This window comes from Acidovorax sp. GW821-FHT09A11 (assembly GCF_059418365.1).
Window position 1 is genome coordinate 686,705 of record NZ_JBWKPS010000001.1, and the last position, 16,827, is coordinate 703,531.

12 protein-coding genes and 1 pseudogene are annotated in these 16,827 nt (G+C 67.3%); 6 read left to right on the top strand and 7 right to left on the bottom strand.

What is annotated here, in order from left to right; all coding sequences use genetic code 11:
- Positions 1-26: 26 nt before the first annotated feature.
- The 3 genes from AC07PV_RS03145 to uvrB form a co-directional block, all read right to left on the bottom strand.
- Positions 27-1,247, bottom strand: coding sequence for an IscS subfamily cysteine desulfurase (locus tag AC07PV_RS03145; RefSeq protein ID WP_492805286.1), 1,221 nt, complete (start codon positions 1,245-1,247; stop codon positions 27-29).
- 113 nt (positions 1,248-1,360) lie between these two features.
- Positions 1,361-1,897, bottom strand: a complete 537-nt coding sequence (iscR, locus tag AC07PV_RS03150) for a Fe-S cluster assembly transcriptional regulator IscR (protein WP_015013980.1) — start codon at positions 1,895-1,897, stop codon at positions 1,361-1,363.
- 243 nt (positions 1,898-2,140) lie between these two features.
- The gene (gene uvrB, locus AC07PV_RS03155) at positions 2,141-4,231 is read right to left on the bottom strand and encodes an excinuclease ABC subunit UvrB (RefSeq protein ID WP_255594660.1); all 2,091 of its coding nucleotides are present in this window, start codon (positions 4,229-4,231) and stop codon (positions 2,141-2,143) included.
- Between the two features lie 105 nt (positions 4,232-4,336).
- On the opposite strand from uvrB, the gene AC07PV_RS03160 reads away from it, so the two are divergent.
- Both AC07PV_RS03160 and AC07PV_RS03165 read left to right on the top strand, forming a co-directional pair.
- A complete protein-coding gene (locus AC07PV_RS03160; protein WP_494629360.1) occupies positions 4,337-5,533 on the top strand; it encodes an amino acid aminotransferase in 1,197 nt (398 codons plus the stop codon).
- Positions 5,526-6,137 (top strand): nucleotidyltransferase family protein, encoded by a 612-nt coding sequence (locus AC07PV_RS03165; protein ID WP_494629362.1) that lies wholly within the window; start codon positions 5,526-5,528, stop codon positions 6,135-6,137. The genes AC07PV_RS03160 and AC07PV_RS03165 overlap by 8 nt, the downstream gene beginning before the upstream one ends.
- 104 nt (positions 6,138-6,241) lie before the next feature.
- Here AC07PV_RS03165 and ygiD read toward each other — a convergent pair whose 3' ends face one another.
- Positions 6,242-7,105, bottom strand: a complete 864-nt coding sequence (gene ygiD, locus AC07PV_RS03170) for a 4,5-DOPA-extradiol-dioxygenase (RefSeq protein WP_494600418.1) — start codon at positions 7,103-7,105, stop codon at positions 6,242-6,244.
- Positions 7,106-7,280: 175 nt separating this feature from the next.
- Here ygiD and AC07PV_RS03175 point away from each other — a divergent pair, with 175 nt between their 5' ends.
- The 4 genes and pseudogenes from AC07PV_RS03175 to AC07PV_RS03190 form a co-directional block, all read left to right on the top strand.
- The gene (locus AC07PV_RS03175; protein ID WP_369642394.1) at positions 7,281-8,171 is read left to right on the top strand and encodes a CoA transferase; all 891 of its coding nucleotides are present in this window, start codon (positions 7,281-7,283) and stop codon (positions 8,169-8,171) included.
- A 16-nt stretch (positions 8,172-8,187) separates the two neighbouring features.
- A complete protein-coding gene (locus AC07PV_RS03180) occupies positions 8,188-8,889 on the top strand; it encodes a DUF1294 domain-containing protein (protein WP_492244968.1) in 702 nt (233 codons plus the stop codon).
- Between the two features lie 191 nt (positions 8,890-9,080).
- Positions 9,081-9,542, top strand: a complete 462-nt coding sequence (locus tag AC07PV_RS03185) for a hypothetical protein (RefSeq protein WP_218295125.1) — start codon at positions 9,081-9,083, stop codon at positions 9,540-9,542.
- A 969-nt stretch (positions 9,543-10,511) separates the two neighbouring features.
- Positions 10,512-12,236: pseudogene (locus AC07PV_RS03190) on the top strand (EAL domain-containing protein); the annotation flags it as partial.
- A gap of 16 nt (positions 12,237-12,252) precedes the next feature.
- Here AC07PV_RS03190 and AC07PV_RS03195 read toward each other — a convergent pair.
- The 3 genes from AC07PV_RS03195 to AC07PV_RS03205 all read right to left on the bottom strand — a co-directional run bounded on the left by AC07PV_RS03195 (position 12,253) and on the right by AC07PV_RS03205 (position 16,647).
- Positions 12,253-13,323 (bottom strand): DMT family transporter, encoded by a 1,071-nt coding sequence (locus AC07PV_RS03195; protein ID WP_494629363.1) that lies wholly within the window; start codon positions 13,321-13,323, stop codon positions 12,253-12,255.
- An 86-nt stretch (positions 13,324-13,409) separates the two neighbouring features.
- Positions 13,410-14,201 (bottom strand): helix-turn-helix transcriptional regulator, encoded by a 792-nt coding sequence (locus AC07PV_RS03200; protein ID WP_218295126.1) that lies wholly within the window; start codon positions 14,199-14,201, stop codon positions 13,410-13,412.
- A 28-nt stretch (positions 14,202-14,229) separates the two neighbouring features.
- A complete protein-coding gene (locus AC07PV_RS03205; protein ID WP_218295127.1) occupies positions 14,230-16,647 on the bottom strand; it encodes a YgiQ family radical SAM protein in 2,418 nt (805 codons plus the stop codon).
- Positions 16,648-16,827: the final 180 nt, after the last annotated feature.

Here is a 16,827-nt window from a genome sequence, read left to right on the forward strand (position 1 = left end):
TCTTCAATTCTTCGAAATTCCGGGATTCAGTGCGCAGCCCACTGGATGGTGCTGATGTCGATGCCATCCTGGTACATCTCCCACAGCGGGCTCAGCTCACGCAGGCGGGCCACGTTCTCGCGGATGGTGGAGATCGCGTAATCGATCTCTTCCTCGGTCGTGAAGCGGCCAATGGTCATGCGCAGGCTGCTGTGCGCCAGTTCGTCGCTGCGGCCCAGGGCGCGCAGCACATAGCTGGGCTCCAGGCTGGCGGACGTGCAGGCCGAACCCGACGACACGGCCAGGCCTTTGATGCCCATGATGAGCGATTCACCTTCCACGAAGTTGAAGCTCATGTTCAGGTTCTGCGGCACGCGGCGCTCCATGCTGCCGTTGATGAACACCTGCTCGATGTCCTTCAGGCCATCGAGCAGGCGCTGCTGCAGCGCGTGCGCCTTGGCGTTGGACTCGGCCATTTCTTCCTTGGCGATGCGGAAGGCCTCGCCCATGCCCACGATCTGGTGCGTGGGCAAGGTGCCCGAGCGCATGCCGCGCTCGTGGCCGCCGCCGTGCATCTGTGCTTCCAGCCGAACGCGGGGCTTGCGGCGCACATACAGCGCGCCCACGCCCTTGGGGCCGTAGGTCTTGTGCGCGGTCATGCTCATCAGGTCGATGGGCAGGGTGTTCATGTCGATCTCGACGCGGCCCGTGGCCTGCGCGGCATCCACGTGCAGCAGGATGCCCTTTTCCCGGCACAGCGCGCCAATGGCGGGAATGTCCTGGATCACCCCGATCTCGTTGTTCACGAACAGGATGCTGATCAGCACGGTGTCGGGGCGGATGGCGGCCTTCAGGGCGTCCATATTGACCAGGCCGTCTTCCTGGACGTCCAGGTAGGTGGCCTCGAAGCCCTGGCGCTCCAGCTCGCGCATGGTGTCCAGCACGGCCTTGTGCTCGGTCTTGAGCGTGATGAGGTGCTTGCCCTTGCCCTTGTAGAACTGCGCGGCGCCCTTCAAGGCCAGGTTGATGGACTCCGTGGCGCCGCTGGTCCAGACGATTTCACGCGGATCCGCACCAATCAGATCCGCCACCTGCACGCGCGCCTTCTCGACAGCTTCCTCCGCCTCCCAGCCCCAGGCGTGGCTGCGCGATGCCGGGTTGCCGAAGTGCTCGCGCAACCAGGGAATCATGGCGTCCACCACGCGGGGGTCCACCGGGGTCGTGGCGCCGTAGTCGAGATAGATGGGGAAGTGCGGGGTCATGTCCATGGCTGGCTCAGTGATAGTTGCTGGCTGGCAAGCTGAAAATAAGAAACGAAACGATGCTTGAAAACTCGTTCAGGGCGCTGCCGACCCCAGGGCCGGCAGCGGAGCCCCGGGTATCAGGATTTCGCGAAGACGTTGCCCAGTGCGAACACCGAATTGGGCGCGTTGACGCGGATGGGCTTGACCACCGGGGTCGTCGAAATCGCCCGGCGCACCACCGGCTTGTCTTCGATCTGCACGCCCTTGGCCAGCTGTTCATCCACCAGCTTTTGCAGCGTGACGGAATCGAGGAACTCCACCATGCGCTGGTTGAGCGATGCCCACAGCTCGTGCGTCATGCAGCGGCCCGCTTCGCCCAGGCAGTTTTCCTTGCCGCCGCATTGCGTGGCATCAATGGGTTCGTCCACCGAAACGATGATGTCCGCCACCGTGATATCGCCTGCCTTGCGGGCCAACGTGTAGCCGCCGCCAGGACCACGGGTAGACTCGACCAGTTCGTGACGGCGCAGCTTGCCAAAAAGCTGCTCCAGGTACGACAGCGAAATCTGCTGGCGCTGGCTGATCGCGGCCAGCGTGACGGGACCATTGTTCTGGCGCAGGGCCAGGTCAATCATGGCGGTGACCGCAAACCGGCCTTTGGTTGTGAGACGCATCGCAAGCTCCTTGTGCTAAGGCTTGTTCGTTGTAGAAACCGCCTTCGCTGGCTGATGGCCAGCAAGGCACCGTCTCCGCCCCTTACTCCGCACAGTTGCCTGGCACGGAGCCCTTCATCGCTGGGCTTTTTTCTTGAGTATTTTGTGCAAGTATAACACAAATCCCTATCGAATTTGTCGGGTTAAAAAACCAACCGGTCGTCATTTGACCTGTGGTGTATTCGCCCGGTCTTCGACATGCCCTCACAGGGCCACCGAATCGCTGCCATGCGCGCCAAATGCCTGGTCCTTGAGACGCGTGAGCTGGTCGCGCACCCGGGCAGCCTGCTCGAATTCCAGGTTGCGCGCATGCTCGAGCATGAGCTTTTCGAGCCGCTTGATTTCGCGCGCCACATCCTTTTCGGACATGTCCTCCACCTTGGCGCGCTGCATGGCTTCCTGCTCCAGCCGCTCGGCGTCCTTGCCGGCTTTCTCGCTGTAGACGCCGTCAATCAGGTCTCTTACCCGCTTGACAATGCTGCGCGGAGTGATTCCGTGGGCCTCGTTGTGTGCGATCTGTTTGATGCGGCGGCGTTCCGTCTCGCCCATGGCTTTTTTCATGGAATCGGTGATGCGGTCGGCATAGAGGATGGCCCGCCCGTTCAGATTCCGCGCCGCGCGGCCAATGGTCTGGATGAGGCTGCGCTCGGCCCGCAGAAAGCCCTCCTTGTCGGCATCCAGGATGGCCACGAGGGACACTTCGGGAATGTCGAGCCCCTCGCGCAGCAGGTTGATCCCCACCAGCACGTCAAACGCGCCCAGGCGCAGGTCGCGGATGATCTCCACGCGCTCGACCGTGTCCACGTCGCTGTGCAGGTAACGGACCTTCACACCGTTGTCCGTCAGGTAGTCGGTGAGCTGCTCCGCCATGCGCTTGGTCAACGTAGTAATGAGTACACGTTCGCGCTTTTCCACACGAATGCGTATTTCCTGCAGCACATCATCCACCTGATGGGTGGCGGGCCGCACCTCCACTTCGGGGTCCACCAGGCCGGTGGGCCGCACCACCTGGTCGACGATCTGGCCGGAGTGGGTGCGCTCGTAGTCTGCCGGCGTGGCGGTGACAAAGATCACCTGCCGCATGCGCTGCTCGAACTCCTCGAACTTGAGCGGGCGGTTGTCCAGCGCCGACGGCAGGCGAAAGCCGTATTCGACCAGCGTGGTCTTGCGCGAGCGGTCGCCGCTGTACATGGCATTGAGCTGGCCGATCATCTGGTGGCTCTCGTCCAGGAACATCAGCGCGTCCTTGGGCATGTAGTCGGTCAGCGTGCTGGGTGGATCGCCCGGCGCGGCGCCCGACAGGTGGCGCGTGTAGTTCTCGATGCCCTTGCAGTGCCCTACTTCGCTGAGCATCTCCAGGTCGAAGCGCGTGCGCTGCTCCAGGCGCTGCGCCTCCACCAGCTTGCCGTCGGCCAGCAACTGCTTGAGGCGCTCGGCCAGTTCGAGCTTGATGGTCTCCACGGCGGCCAGCACCTTGTCGCGCGGCGTCACGTAGTGGCTGCTCGGGTAGACCGTGAAGCGCGGGATCTTCTGCTTGACGCGGCCCGTGAGCGGATCGAACAGCTGCAGGCTCTCCACTTCGTCATCGAACAGCTCGATGCGGATGGCCAGCTCCGAATGCTCGGCCGGGAACACGTCGATGGTGTCGCCCCGCACGCGGAACTTGCCGCGTGAAAAGTCCGCCTCGTTGCGCTGGTACTGCATGCGGATCAGCTGGGCGATCACGTCGCGCTGGCCCAGCTTGTCGCCGGTGCGCAGCGTCATCACCATGCGGTGGTAGCTCTCGGGTTCGCCGATGCCATAGATGGCCGACACCGTGGCCACGATGACCACGTCGGTTCGCTCCATCAGGCTCTTGGTGCACGACAGCCGCATCTGCTCGATGTGCTCGTTGATGGCGCTGTCCTTCTCGATGAACAGGTCGCGCTGGGGCACATAGGCCTCGGGCTGGTAGTAGTCGTAGTAGCTCACGAAGTACTCCACGGCGTTCTTGGGGAAGAACTCGCGGAACTCGCTGTACAGCTGCGCGGCCAGGGTCTTGTTGGGCGCGAACACGATGGCCGGGCGCCCCATTCGGGCGATGACGTTGGCCATGGTGAAGGTCTTGCCCGAGCCCGTCACCCCGAGCAGGGTCTGGAAGGCCTCGCCATCGCGCAGTCCTTCCACCAGCTTGTTGATGGCCTCCGGCTGGTCTCCCGCCGGCGGATAGGGCTGGAACAATTCAAAGGGGGAATCGGGAAAACGGACGAATTCGCCGTCTTGCTTTTCCGTTATGACCTGTGTGATATCCGGCATGGGTGCAGTCAACGAGTGGGAGGGGCAGGCCGTTAAAATCGGCGGAACCCGGCACAGTACACCACGCCCGGATTCTTCGCTACTGACAACCTTTCAAGGATTTTCATGTCTCTTTTCACCGACGTCGAAATGGCCCCCCGCGACCCCATCCTGGGCCTCAACGAGCAATTCAACGCCGACACCAACCCCAACAAGGTCAACCTGGGCGTGGGCGTGTACTTCGACGACAACGGCAAGCTGCCCCTGCTGCAGTGCGTGCAGGCCGCGGAAAAGACCATGATGTCCACCCCTACGGCCCGTGGCTACCTGCCCATCGACGGCATCGTGGCCTATGACAACGCCGTCAAGAGCCTGGTGTTCGGTGCCGACAGCGAACCCGTGACCTCCGGCCGCGTGGCCACCGTGCAGGCCATCGGCGGCACCGGTGGCCTCAAGATCGGCGCCGACTTCCTGAAGAAGGTCAGCCCCAATGCCAAGGTGCTGATCTCGGACCCCAGCTGGGAAAACCACCGCGCCCTGTTCACCAACGCCGGCTTCGAAGTCGATACCTACGCCTACTACGACGCTGCCAAGCGCGGCGTGAACTTCGAAGGTTTCCTCGCCAGCCTGAACGCAGCCGCACCCGGCACCATCGTCGTGCTGCACGCCTGCTGCCACAACCCCACCGGCTACGACATCACGGCCGCCCAGTGGGACCAGGTGATCGCCGCCGTCAAGGCCAGGGGCCTGACGCCTTTCCTCGACATGGCCTACCAGGGCTTTGGCCACGGCATCGCCGAAGACGGCGCCGTGATCGGCAAGTTCGTGGCCGCCGGCCTGACCTTCTTCGTTTCCACCTCGTTCTCCAAGAGCTTCAGCCTGTACGGCGAGCGCGTGGGTGGCCTGTCCGTGCTGTGCACCGACAAGGAAGAAGCCTCCCGCGTGCTGAGCCAGCTCAAGATCGTCATCCGCACCAACTACTCCAACCCACCCATCCACGGTGGCGCGGTGGTGGCCGCGGTGCTGAACAACCCCGAGCTGCGCGCGATGTGGGAAAAGGAACTGGCCGAAATGCGCGTGCGCATCAAGGCCATGCGCCAGAAGCTGGTCGATGGCCTCAAGGCCGCCGGTGTGAAGCAGGACATGAGCTTCATCACCACCCAGATCGGCATGTTCAGCTACTCGGGCCTGACCAAGGACCAGATGGTGCGCCTGCGCAATGAGTTCGGCGTGTACGGCACCGACACCGGCCGCATGTGCGTCGCAGCCCTGAACAGCAAGAACATCGACTACGTCTGCCAGGCCATTGCAAAGGTTGTCTGAGCACGATGAGGAAGTGGCGCTCGCGCGCCGCTTTGTGAGCGAAGCGCTCCAGAACCCGTACAACGCGGTCCTTCTGGAGCGTTTGCCGCTTCTGGGCCTGCCGGATGCCTGGCTGGTGGCGGGCTGCCTGTTCCAGACGGTGTGGAACCTGCGCTCCGGCCTGGAGCCCACGGCGCGCATCAAGGACTACGACCTGTTCTATTTCGATGCGCCGGACCTGTCCGAGGCCGCCGAACAGGCCGTGCAGGCCCGCGTCACCGCCCTCTTCGCCGACCTGCCGATCACCGTGGAGGCCAAGAACCAGGCCCGGGTGCACCTCTGGTACGAACGCTGGTTCGGCTACCCGTATGCGCCGCTGCAATCGGCGTGCAACGGGATCGAGCGCTTTCTGGTGCCCTGCACCTGCGTGGGCTTGCAGCCTGCATCCGGCCCTGGCATGGAGGAGCCCACGCTGTACGCGCCCTATGGGCTTGAAGAGCTGTATGCCGGACTGATGCGCCCCAACCCGGCGTGCCCGCACTTGCCGCTGTTCCAGGCCAAGGCCGAAAGCTACCGCGAACGCTGGCCGTGGCTGACAGTCCGGGCGGATGACCTGCCGAGCTGATCGGCGCCGCACAGGGTTTTCAAGTCATTTTGGCCTCTGGCGCTTGATCCATAAGCGCTACCAGCTATAAAAATAGAAGCAGACCACCACAGGCGGGGCGCCCATCACCCCCACAGCACCGACCGCATCGAGATCGACGCCGACTGGTAGCCCGTGTTGAAGAAACGGGGCATCTCGCTGGGCAACACGGCCCCCGCCGCATACAGCAGCGGCAGATAGTGCTCGTGCGTGGGGTGCGCCTGTTTGGCCACGGCGCCCAGTTTCTGGAAGTCCTGCAGGGCACCCAGCTGGCCCTTCTTGATCTGCTCCTGCACCACGGTGTCGAACTCGGTGGCCCAGTCGTACGCCTCGTTGGCGGCCGTGCCACGGCGCGTGAGACGCAGGTTGTGCACCACATTGCCGCTGCCCACGATCAACACGCCCCGCTCGCGCAGCGCCTTCAATTGCTGGCCCAGCGCGTAATGCTCGGCCGGGGCGCGGCTGTAGTCCATGCTCAGCTGCAGCACGGGGATCTGCGCCTTGGGAAACATGGGCTTGAGCACCGACCAGGTGCCGTGGTCCAGGCCCCATTCACCTTCATCCACGCCCAATGCGCCGCCCGTCGCGGGCGACTTCAGTTCGGCCGCCAGGCTGCGCGCCACCTGCGGCGCACCGGGCGCGGGGTATTGCTGGTCGAACAGCGCCTGGGGAAAACCGCCGAAGTCGTGGATGGTCTTGGGATGGGCCATGCCAGTCAGCTGCCAGCCGCCGCGCGTGAGCCAATGGGCCGACACACACAGGATGAGCTGCGGCTGCACGGCGCGCGCCGTCAACTCCGTGCCCATGGCCTGCCAGCTGCGGCGCCAGGCGTTGTCCTCGATGGCGTTCATGGGGCTGCCGTGGCCCACGAACAGCACCGGCATGCGGGGCGAGGGCTTGAGCGCCTGCAGCGCCGGCGCGGTGGCGGCGCTGCTCAGGGACGTGGTCATGAATGCTCCCGGAAAGGCGGCCAGGCCCGTGAGGGCAGCCAAAGAGGTTCTGCGTTGCATGGGTCAGGGAGCGTAACAAATTATGTATAACGCAGGGAGTGAGCCCGCGCGCGCCCTGAAGTTCCGCCGCCGCGCCTTCCGTTCAAGACCACGACACCGAGACAACCCCCAACCCATGACAACCGCCCTGCCCCAGCCCCTGCGCAACGTCCGCGTCCTGAGCCTCGCGCTCAACCTGCCCGGCCCCGCCGCCCTGATGCGCTGCGCGCGCATGGGGGCCGAATGCACCAAGCTCGAACCCCCGCCCGCCCCCGGCCATCCCAGCGCCGACCCCATGGGCATCTACAGCCCGGCGGCCTATGCCACGCTGCACGGCGGCGTGCGCGTGGTGCATGCCCACCTCAAGACCGCCGAAGGCCAGGCGACGCTGCATGCGGAACTGGCCCGCACCGATGTGCTGATCACCTCCTTCCGCCCCTCGGCCCTGGCCAAGCTGGGCCTGGGCTGGGAGGCGCTGCAGTCGAAATACCCGCGCCTGTCGCTGGTGCGCATCGTGGGCGCGGCCGCCGAGCGGGCCGAGGAGCCCGGCCACGACCTCACCTACCTGGCCGACGCCGGGCTGGTGACCGGCACCGAGATGCCGCCCACGCTGTACGCCGACATGGGCGGCGCCCTGATGGCCAGCGAGGCCGTGCTGCAGGCCCTGCTGGAGCGCGCCCACACCGGCAGCGGCGTGTGCATCGAAGTGGCGCTGGCCGATGCCGCCGCCTGGCTGGCCCAGCCGCGCGACTGGGGCCTCACCACGCCCGAGGGCGACGTGGGCGGCAACCACGCGGGCTACCGCATCTACCCCTGCGCCGACGGCCGCGTGGCGGTGGCCGCGCTGGAACCCCACTTCGCCGCGCGCCTGTGCGCCGCTGCGGGGCTGCCAGCCTCCGGCGACCCGGGCCAGCTGCGCGCGCCCGCCACGCACCAGGCCGTGGGGAACTTCCTGCACGGCCAGACCCGCGCGCAGCTGGACGCGCTCGCCACCGCCCAGGACATTCCCCTGCACACCCTCGCCTGAGAACCCGTTTTCACCGATGCACAAGCAAGGCACCGTCATCCGCTGGGATGCCACACGCGCCTTCGGTTTCATCCGCAGCCCGGACACCTCGGCCGATGTGTTCTTTCATGTGCGGGACTACCAAGGCAGCGCCGCGCCCCGCGAGGGCCTGGCCGTGGTGTATGAAGAAATCCATGTGGGCGGCAAGGGGCCCAGGGCGATGGCCGTGCAGCCTGCGGCGCACCCGGGTGCCACCGCCCAGCCCCGCCCATCGGTCACGGCGCCGCCGACAGCCGCTGCGCGCCCGGCACGGCGCACACCGGCGCAGCGGGCCGCCCGGCCCCAGGTTCGACGCCATCGGCGCACCGCGGATGCCAGCGGCCCGCCCACCCCGGCGGGCCCGGCCTTGGTGCTGATGCTGGGCTGGGCGGCCCTGCTGGCCTGGGGCTTCTGGGCCGGCCGGCTCCCCTGGTGGGTGCTGGGCGCTGCCATGGCCGTCAACCTCCTGACCTTCCTGGTCTACGCCATCGACAAGAGCGCCGCGCAAAACGGCCAGTGGCGCACCAGAGAGAGCCACCTGCACCTGCTGGGCCTGGCGGGCGGCTGGCCGGGCGCATGGTTCGCCCAGCAGTGGCTGCGGCACAAGTCCCGCAAGCTGGAGTTTCGCGCGGTCTACTGGGCCACCGTGGTGCTCCACTGCGCGGCGCTCGGGGCCTGGCTGGGCGGATGGCTGCGCTAGGCAGGGCTGCAAAGAACCGTCAATTTTGATAGCTGCTTGCGCTGAATGGATCTGCGCCAGAGGCTATTTTTCCCCATATTTCCTGCTGCGTCCCAAAGGGTGCTGACGCGCAGAGTGCCCGCTGGCCTACACCACGCACCCGGGGGGAGGGGTTTCAATCGAAAAGGTCTGAAACACCTCGGGAGATGCCCATGAAACCCCTCGTTCTTGATTCCACCATGACCAACATGGGCGGCGTTTTCTACCCCACGGGCCATGTGTTCGCCCTCTTCCCCGACGAAGACTGCGTGCGCCAGGCCGCCACGGCCCTGCAGGGCGCTGGCCACGCGGGCGAGATCGCCTACGCCAGCCCCGAGGTCATCCTGCAGGAGATCGTGCACACCCTGGGCACGGCCGACGCACCCCTGCCGTCGGTGGGCGCCGAGGGCGACATGGTGCGCCGCATCGCCGACCTGGCCGGCACGGGACACCACGGCATGCTGGTGCACATGGCCGACAAGGACAACACCGAGCGGCTGGTGGGCGCCATCGCACCGGAAGGCGCGGTAGCGGCTTTCTACTACCGCACGTTCATCATCGAGGATCTCATCACGCCCCCGGCCAAGGACGACGCCCCACAATCGGTACTGGTGGGCACCCACGCGGCCCCCTGACAGGGCCCGGGCCTTTCCAGGGACCCGGGCGCCGCGAAGCGGCCCGGCGCGCAGACCAGCGCGCCGGGCCGCTGTCTTTTGGGAACGCGCCTTCGCAGTTCCCGCCGCCAGCCCGGGCTGCGCGCCGCAATGCCATGCTTTACATGCAGGGGCGACCTGATCGCTATATAGTGCAAAGCACCGCACCGGCGGGCTGTCCGACGCCTTGCCGAAGCCTGTGCCAGCGCCACCGGGATGCATGCCCCGCCCTGTGCCGCCGGCGCTGACGCAGCCCCCAGGAAGCGGCCCGGCAACCAACTTGGCGAACAGGCGGGAGAACAGTCCATGGATGTTGTGTTGCAGCCAGACGAGCGAAGACCCGTGCAGCTGACATTGCGGCTCACCTGGCCCTTCATCGTGATGGTGCTGCTGCTGGCCGCCTGCGCCACCGCCAGCCTGTACGTGCTGTCCACCGTGCGCGGTTTCGTCGCCGGCGAAAGCCTGTGGACGAAGGGGCAAAAGGATGCCATCTATTACCTGGGCCAGTACGCGGCCAATGGCTCGCCCCAGGCATTCGCGCTGTTCACGCAGGCCATCGATATTCCGCTGGGAGACCGGGCGGCCCGCCTGGCCCTGCAACCCGGGCAGGTGCAGGTCGATCTGGCACGCGAGGGTTTCCTGCGCGGGGGCAACCATCCGCAGGACATCGACGGACTCATCTGGCTGCTGCGCTACCTCCACCATTTCGACATCGTTCAAAAGCCGATCCAGCATTGGCTGGTGGGAGACGAATACATCAATGCGCTGCGCGACCTGTCCCACGAGATCCGCCACGATACCGAGCTGGGTTCGGTGGACGACGATACCCGCGCGCAGTGGCAAACCGCCATCCGCGACATCAATGCGGGAGTCACCCCCGCCGCCCGCGCCTTCAGCGAGGCCCTGGGAGACAGCTCGCGCCGCATCGTGGCGTTGCTGATGTGGACCAACATGGGCATCGCGGCCACCCTGATCCTGCTGACCCTGTGGCACACCCACACCCTGCTGGCGCAGCGCCGGCGCGTGGAGCAGGCGCTCAGCGCGGAGCGCGAGCAGGCACGCACCACGCTCACCGCCATCGGCGACGGGGTGGTGACGACCAACATCCATGGCGAAGTGATGTACATGAACCCGGCGGCGGAGCAGCTGCTGGCCTGCAGCGCCCAGCAGGCCGTGGGAAAACCGCTGGACGAGGCCCTGAAGTTCGATGGCGAAGACCCCCGGCCCCAGGCCGCCGGGACGCTCATCGAGCAGATACTGCGGCAGGGCAGCCACGGCGCCGCGAACGCGGGCGGCGCAAGGAGCGCCAAGGGAACGCAGGACGACATCAACCGCACCATCGTGCGCCCCGGCCAGACCGTCGTGCCGGTGAAGCTGGTGGGTTCGCCCATCCAGCACCAGGGCACCGTGACCGGCGCGGTGCTGGTACTGCACGACGTCACGCGCGAACAGCACTACGTGGAGCAGCTCTCCTGGCAGGCCAGCCACGACGCGCTGACGGGCCTGGTCAACCGGCGCGAGTTCGAGCACCGGCTCGAGGCCTTGCTCAGCCGCCCGCGCCAGCCGGGCCGCGAGGGCTCCTTGCTCTACGTGGACATGGACCAGTTCAAGCTCATCAACGACACCTGCGGCCACCAGGCGGGCGACGAGATGCTGCGCGAGGTCTGCCGCATGCTGCAAAGCCACCTGCGCGAGGGCGACACGCTGGCGCGGCTGGGCGGGGACGAGTTCGGCATCCTCCTCAAGGACTGCCCCGCCGGGCCCTCGGCGCGCATCGCCGAGCAGCTGCGCCAGGCTGGCCAGGACCTGCGGCTGGCATGGGAGGGCCAGCACCTCACGACCGGCCTCTCCATCGGCATGGTGCAGCTCATCCCCGCGCTCACGTCCATACAGGAAGCGATGCGCGTGGCCGACATGGCCTGCTACCGCGCCAAGGAGGGCGGCCGCAACCGGGTGTTCATCTACCAGCCCGAGGACATCGAGATGACCCGGCGCGAAGGCGACATGGACTGGGTGCGGCGCCTGCGCCTGGCGCTGGAGCACGACCGCTTCCAGCTGCACGCGCAGGCCATCGGCGCGCTGCAGGTCCACGCCGAAGAGGGTTTGCACATGGAGGTGCTGCTGCGGCTGCGCGAGGAGGACGGCCAGCTCGTGGCGCCCGGCACCTTCATCCCGGCCGCCGAGCATTACGGAATGATGCCCTCCATCGACCGCTGGGTGATCCGGCACACGCTGCAGGCGCTGGCGCTGCACCAGCGCACGCCGGGCGCCCCGCCGCTGCACACCTGCGCCATCAACCTGTCGGGCACCAGCCTGGGCGACGACAGCCTGCTCAAGTACATCCGCACCACCCTCACCGAATCCGGCCTGGACCCCGCACTGCTGTGCTTCGAGATCACCGAGACCAGCGCCATCTCGCACCTGCCCAACGCCGTGCGCCTGATGAAAGAGCTGCAGCAGCTGGGCTGCCGGTTCGCGCTGGACGACTTCGGCGCGGGCATGTCGTCCTTCACCTATCTCAAGCACCTGCCGGTCAACTACCTCAAGATCGACGGCGCCTTCGTGAAGGACATGCTGCAGGACCCCACCAGCCGCGCCATGGTGGAAATGATCCACCGCATCGGCCATGTGATGGGCAAGCAGACCATCGCCGAGTTCGCCGAGAGCGCCGCCATCGTGGACGCGCTGCGGCTCATCGGCGTGGACTATGCCCAGGGCTACGCGGTGGCGCGGCCCCTTCCGCTGGGCGAGTGCCTGGGCCAGGCGGTACCGCCGGCGGGTGGCGCCGCGCTCCCCGACGCGCGGCACGCCGCCTGAGGTCCGCTGCCAGGCGCCCCGGCACGATGGCGCCGCTGGCCAGCACCACGCCGGGGACCACCAGCGCCAGTGCCGCCCAGGCACTGCGCTGCGGCACCTCTCCCAGCAGCCAGGCCGCGCCCAGCGCCGTGAGCACGGGCACCAGCGCGGCGGACAGCGCCGCGCGGGCGGCACCCAGCCGTGCAATGGCCACCGTGTAGGCCACCAGCCCCAGCACACCGGCCATCACACCCTGCCCCAGCGCCTGGAAGGCCACGTCGGTCCAGGGTGCCGTCACCAGGCGCGGGGCGCCCCAGACAATCACCACGGGCACCAGCAGCACCGCAGATCCCAGGTTCACCAGGGCGGCCCCCTGCCATGGCGACAGGCTACAGCCCCGAAACGCCAGCGTGTAGGCGGCCCACAGCACGGCCGCCAGCACAAACAGCAGATCCCCGCGCCAGGACGCCAGGCCATCGCGCCACACCCCCAGGCCCAGCGCCGCCACGCCCAGCGCCATCAGCACCAGGCCCAGCACGCGCAGGCGCCCCAGCCTGTCGCCCTGCACCAGCCGCCCGCCCAGCGCCACGAACAGCGGCATGCAGCCGGCCATGAAGATGCCCATGTGCGCCGCCGGCGCCCAGCGCGCCCCCGCCAGCACCAGCAGGCCAAAGGGCAGCCCGCCCCCCAGCACCAGCAGGGCCAGCCGTCCCAGGGACATCGCGGCGGGCCATCCGGTGCGCCGGCACCACAGCGGGGCCAGCACCAGCGCGGGAACGCCATAGCGCAGCACGGCCAGCTCCACCGGCCCGAGCGACGTGGTGACGCCGTGGCGCGTGACGATCTGCCAGCCGCTGCCCACAAGGGCCGCTGCCAGCGCGGCCAGCACCCCGATGGCCAGGTTCCGGGCCGGCGATGCAGGCCGCGCGTGAAAAATGCGAGAGATGGAAAACGCAGAAGAGGACATGGCGCCAGTCTCGCGCCCATGGCCCCGGCGGGATATCAGAATCCTGCGTTTCGCGCGGCCGCGGGCTTGGCAGGCTTTCGCGGGGTCTACCCGCCCCGCCCCTGCAGCGCGGACCGCGCCTGCGCCAGCGTCACGCCCACCTCGGCGCGAAAGACAGCGCCCAGGTGGCTCTGGCTGCAGTACCCCAGGTCGTGCGCCAGCGCGGCCAGGTCCGATTCACCCGCCTCCAGCCGCTGCAGCGCGGCCGCCATCCGCAGGCGCTGGCGGTAGCCGTGCAGGCCCAGGCCCAGATGCCGCCGAAACAGGTGGGCGAGGTGAAACGCCGAGCAGCCGGCCGCGTCCGCCGCATCCTGCAGGGACCACCGCTCGCCATCGGCCAGGGCCACCCGTTGGGCCATGAAGCGCCGCGCGCGCCCTACCGTCCGCGGCGCCGAATGCGGCGGCGTGCCCTGCAGCACATCGAACGCCGCGCCCCCGGCGGGCAGCGGGCGCCCATCGGCCAGCGCCCGCCAGTGCATGCGCAGGCGCCACAGCAGGCGCGGCGTGAGCATGCGCACGCGCGGCGACAGGTTGTTCTGGTTGCCCGGGGCGCCCACCGGCCCATTCCCCTGCGTGCTCACCACGATGCTGGTCTGCGGCGTGGGCTGCAGGGGCCGCATCTGGTAGGGCAGCCCCTGCGGCAAACCCAGGGCCGTCAGGCCGTCGAGCAGGACCACCTGCCCTGCCATCTGGAACTCGGACAGCCCGTCCATGGGCAGCACCCAGCGCCCGGAGGCTGCTTCATAGGTCGCGCTCCACCGCACGGGCGCGGCATGCTTGAGAACCCGCTCGACCTTCCATGCGGCGCCGGCGTGCAGCAGGGTGCGTTGCTGGGGCATGGCGGGTGTGGCGCGCGTGGCGGCCCGCCTAGCGGGCCTTCTTGAATGCCTTGCCGCTCTTGCCGCCGCCGGGCGCGGTGGTGGCGCCCCCTGTCACGCGCGGTGGCAGGCCCGTGTGTTGTGTCAGGATGCGGCCCTTGGTGGGCTGCTGCACGCTGCGCGATGCGGGCACCACGGCAGCCTTGGCACCGGTGGGGGTGGAATTCTTGCGCCGGGCGCTCTGGTAGCCGCCGTCGGTCAGCGGCTGGAAGGTCGGGATCAGGTGGTGCTTGCCGTTGCCAATGAGGTCAGCCCGGCCCATGGCCTTGAGCGCATCGCGCAGCAGCGGCCAGTTGTTCGGGTCGTGGTAGCGCAGGAAGGCCTTGTGCAGGCGGCGGCGCTTTTCGCCACGCACGATGTCCACAGTCTCGCTCTCGCGCGTGATCTTGCGCAGCGGGTTCTTGTTGCTGTGGTACATGGCCGTGGCCGTGGCCATGGGGCTCGGGTAGAAGGTCTGCACCTGGTCGGCGCGAAAACCGTTCTTCTTGAGCCAGATGGCGAGGTTCATCATGTCCTCGTCGCTGGTGCCCGGGTGCGCGGCGATGAAATACGGGATCAGGAACTGCTTCTTGCCCGCCTCTTCGCTGAACTTCTCGAACATCTGCTTGAACTTGTCATAGCTGCCGATGCCCGGCTTCATCATCTTGGTCAGCGGGCCCTGCTCGGTGTGCTCGGGCGCGATCTTGAGGTAGCCGCCCACGTGGTGCTGCACGAGTTCCTTCACGTACTCGGGCGACTTCACGGCCAGGTCGTAGCGCAGGCCCGAGCCGATGAGGATCTTCTTGATGCCCTTGAGCGCGCGGCCCCGGCGGTAGATCTTGATCAGCGGGTCGTGGTTGGTGCCCAGGTTGGAACAGATGCCCGGGTACACGCAGCTGGGCTTGCGGCAGGCGGCCTCGATTTCGGGGCTCTTGCAGCCCAGGCGGTACATGTTGGCCGTGGGGCCGCCCAGGTCGCTGATGGTGCCGGTGAAGCCCTTGACCTTGTCGCGGATGTCCTCGATCTCCTGGATGATGGAATCCTCGGAACGGCTCTGGATGATGCGGCCCTCGTGCTCGGTGATCGAGCAGAAGGTGCAGCCGCCAAAGCAGCCGCGCATGATGTTGATCGAGAACCGGATCATCTCCCACGCGGGGATCTTGGTCGCGCCGTCGTGGCTGCCGTTCTCGTCGGCATAGCTCGGGTGCGGGCCGCGCGCGTAGTGCAGGTCGAACACGTGGTCCATCTCGGCCGTGGTCAGCGGGATGGGCGGCGGGTTGATCCATACGTCGCGGGCGGTGGCACCCTCGCCGTGCGCCTGCACCAGCGCGCGGGCGTTTCCGGGGTTGGTCTCCAGGTGCAGCACGCGGTTGGCATGGGCGTACAGCACCGGGTCGCTCTTGACCTGCTCGTAGCTGGGCAGGCGGATCACGCTCCTGTCGCGCGGCGGCACCTTGAGCTTCGCCTTGAGCGCCGGGTTGGCCACGAACAGCATGGGCTGGATGGCGGGGTTGGGTTCAGCCGTTTGAAGGTCTTTTTGGCCTCCAGCGCTTGATGGATCTGCGCCAACAGCTACAGAATCAGGAGCATCCTCCTTGCTGCAGGTGGTGCCCTGCGCCGCCGCCTGCTCGCTGGTCGTCATGTAGGGGTTGACGTGGGCCTCCACGCGCCCGGGCTCGTCCACGCTGGTGGAATCGATCTCGAACCAGCCCTTGCCGCTCTCGTCGTCGGGCCGGCGCACGAAGGCCGTGCCACGCACATCGGTGATCTGCTCGACCGGCTCGCGCGCGGCGATGCGGTGCGCCACCTCGACCAGGGCGCGCTCGGCGTTGCCGTACAGCAGCAGGTCGCACTTGCTGTCCACCACGATGGAGCGGCGCACCTTGTCGCTCCAGTAGTCGTAGTGCGCGATGCGGCGCAGGCTGCCTTCGATGCCGCCCAGGATGATGGGCACGTCCTTGAACGCCTCGCGGCAGCGCTGGCTGTAAACGATGGCCGCGCGGTCGGGGCGCTTGCCGCCAATGTCGCCGGGCGTGTAGGCGTCGTCGCTGCGGATCTTCCGGTCGGCCGTGTACCGGTTGATCATCGAGTCCATGTTGCCCGCCGTCACGCCCCAGAACAGGTTGGGCTTGCCCAGCACCTTGAAGGGCTCGGCGCTTTGCCAGTCGGGCTGGGCGATGATGCCCACGCGAAAGCCCTGGGCCTCCAGCGTGCGGCCGATCACGGCCATGCCGAAGCTCGGGTGGTCCACATACGCATCGCCCGTCACCAGGATGATGTCGCAGCTGTCCCAGCCCAGCTTGTCCATCTCGGCGCGGCTCATCGGCAAGAACGGGGCCGTGCCAAAGCGCTTGGCCCAGTACGGGCGGTAGCTGGTCAATGGCTTTGCGGCACGCGCAAAAAAGGAGACGTCGACGGGGGCGTTCATTCAGATGGGGAGCGCGGCCAGCCCATGTGCGGATGGGGCCTCGTGGGGCGCGGCTGTGGTGGATAACCCGTGATTTTACGTTGGCAGGCGTGTTTTGTCGCCCCGAACGCACTTGCCCTTCACTCCCCAAGGTTTGATGGAGATCAGGCATATACTTGCTTTTGTCAACCAACCACATGA

What these genes read in the sequence shown, in the direction of transcription:
- iscR (WP_015013980.1), bottom strand. Translation starts at nt 1,897, where the DNA reads ATGCGTCTCACAACCAAAGGCCGGTTTGCGGTCACCGCCATGATTGAC.
- AC07PV_RS03195 (WP_494629363.1), bottom strand. Translation starts at nt 13,323, where the DNA reads ATGTCCTCTTCTGCGTTTTCCATCTCTCGCATTTTTCACGCGCGGCCT.
- AC07PV_RS03200 (WP_218295126.1), bottom strand. Translation starts at nt 14,201, where the DNA reads ATGCCCCAGCAACGCACCCTGCTGCACGCCGGCGCCGCATGGAAGGTC.
- AC07PV_RS03185 (WP_218295125.1), top strand. Translation starts at nt 9,081, where the DNA reads ATGAAACCCCTCGTTCTTGATTCCACCATGACCAACATGGGCGGCGTT.
- AC07PV_RS03205 (WP_218295127.1), bottom strand. Translation starts at nt 16,647, where the DNA reads ATGAACGCCCCCGTCGACGTCTCCTTTTTTGCGCGTGCCGCAAAGCCA.
- AC07PV_RS03145 (WP_492805286.1), bottom strand. Translation starts at nt 1,247, where the DNA reads ATGGACATGACCCCGCACTTCCCCATCTATCTCGACTACGGCGCCACG.
- AC07PV_RS03180 (WP_492244968.1), top strand. Translation starts at nt 8,188, where the DNA reads ATGCACAAGCAAGGCACCGTCATCCGCTGGGATGCCACACGCGCCTTC.
- ygiD (WP_494600418.1), bottom strand. Translation starts at nt 7,105, where the DNA reads ATGACCACGTCCCTGAGCAGCGCCGCCACCGCGCCGGCGCTGCAGGCG.
- AC07PV_RS03175 (WP_369642394.1), top strand. Translation starts at nt 7,281, where the DNA reads ATGACAACCGCCCTGCCCCAGCCCCTGCGCAACGTCCGCGTCCTGAGC.
- uvrB (WP_255594660.1), bottom strand. Translation starts at nt 4,231, where the DNA reads ATGCCGGATATCACACAGGTCATAACGGAAAAGCAAGACGGCGAATTC.
- AC07PV_RS03160 (WP_494629360.1), top strand. Translation starts at nt 4,337, where the DNA reads ATGTCTCTTTTCACCGACGTCGAAATGGCCCCCCGCGACCCCATCCTG.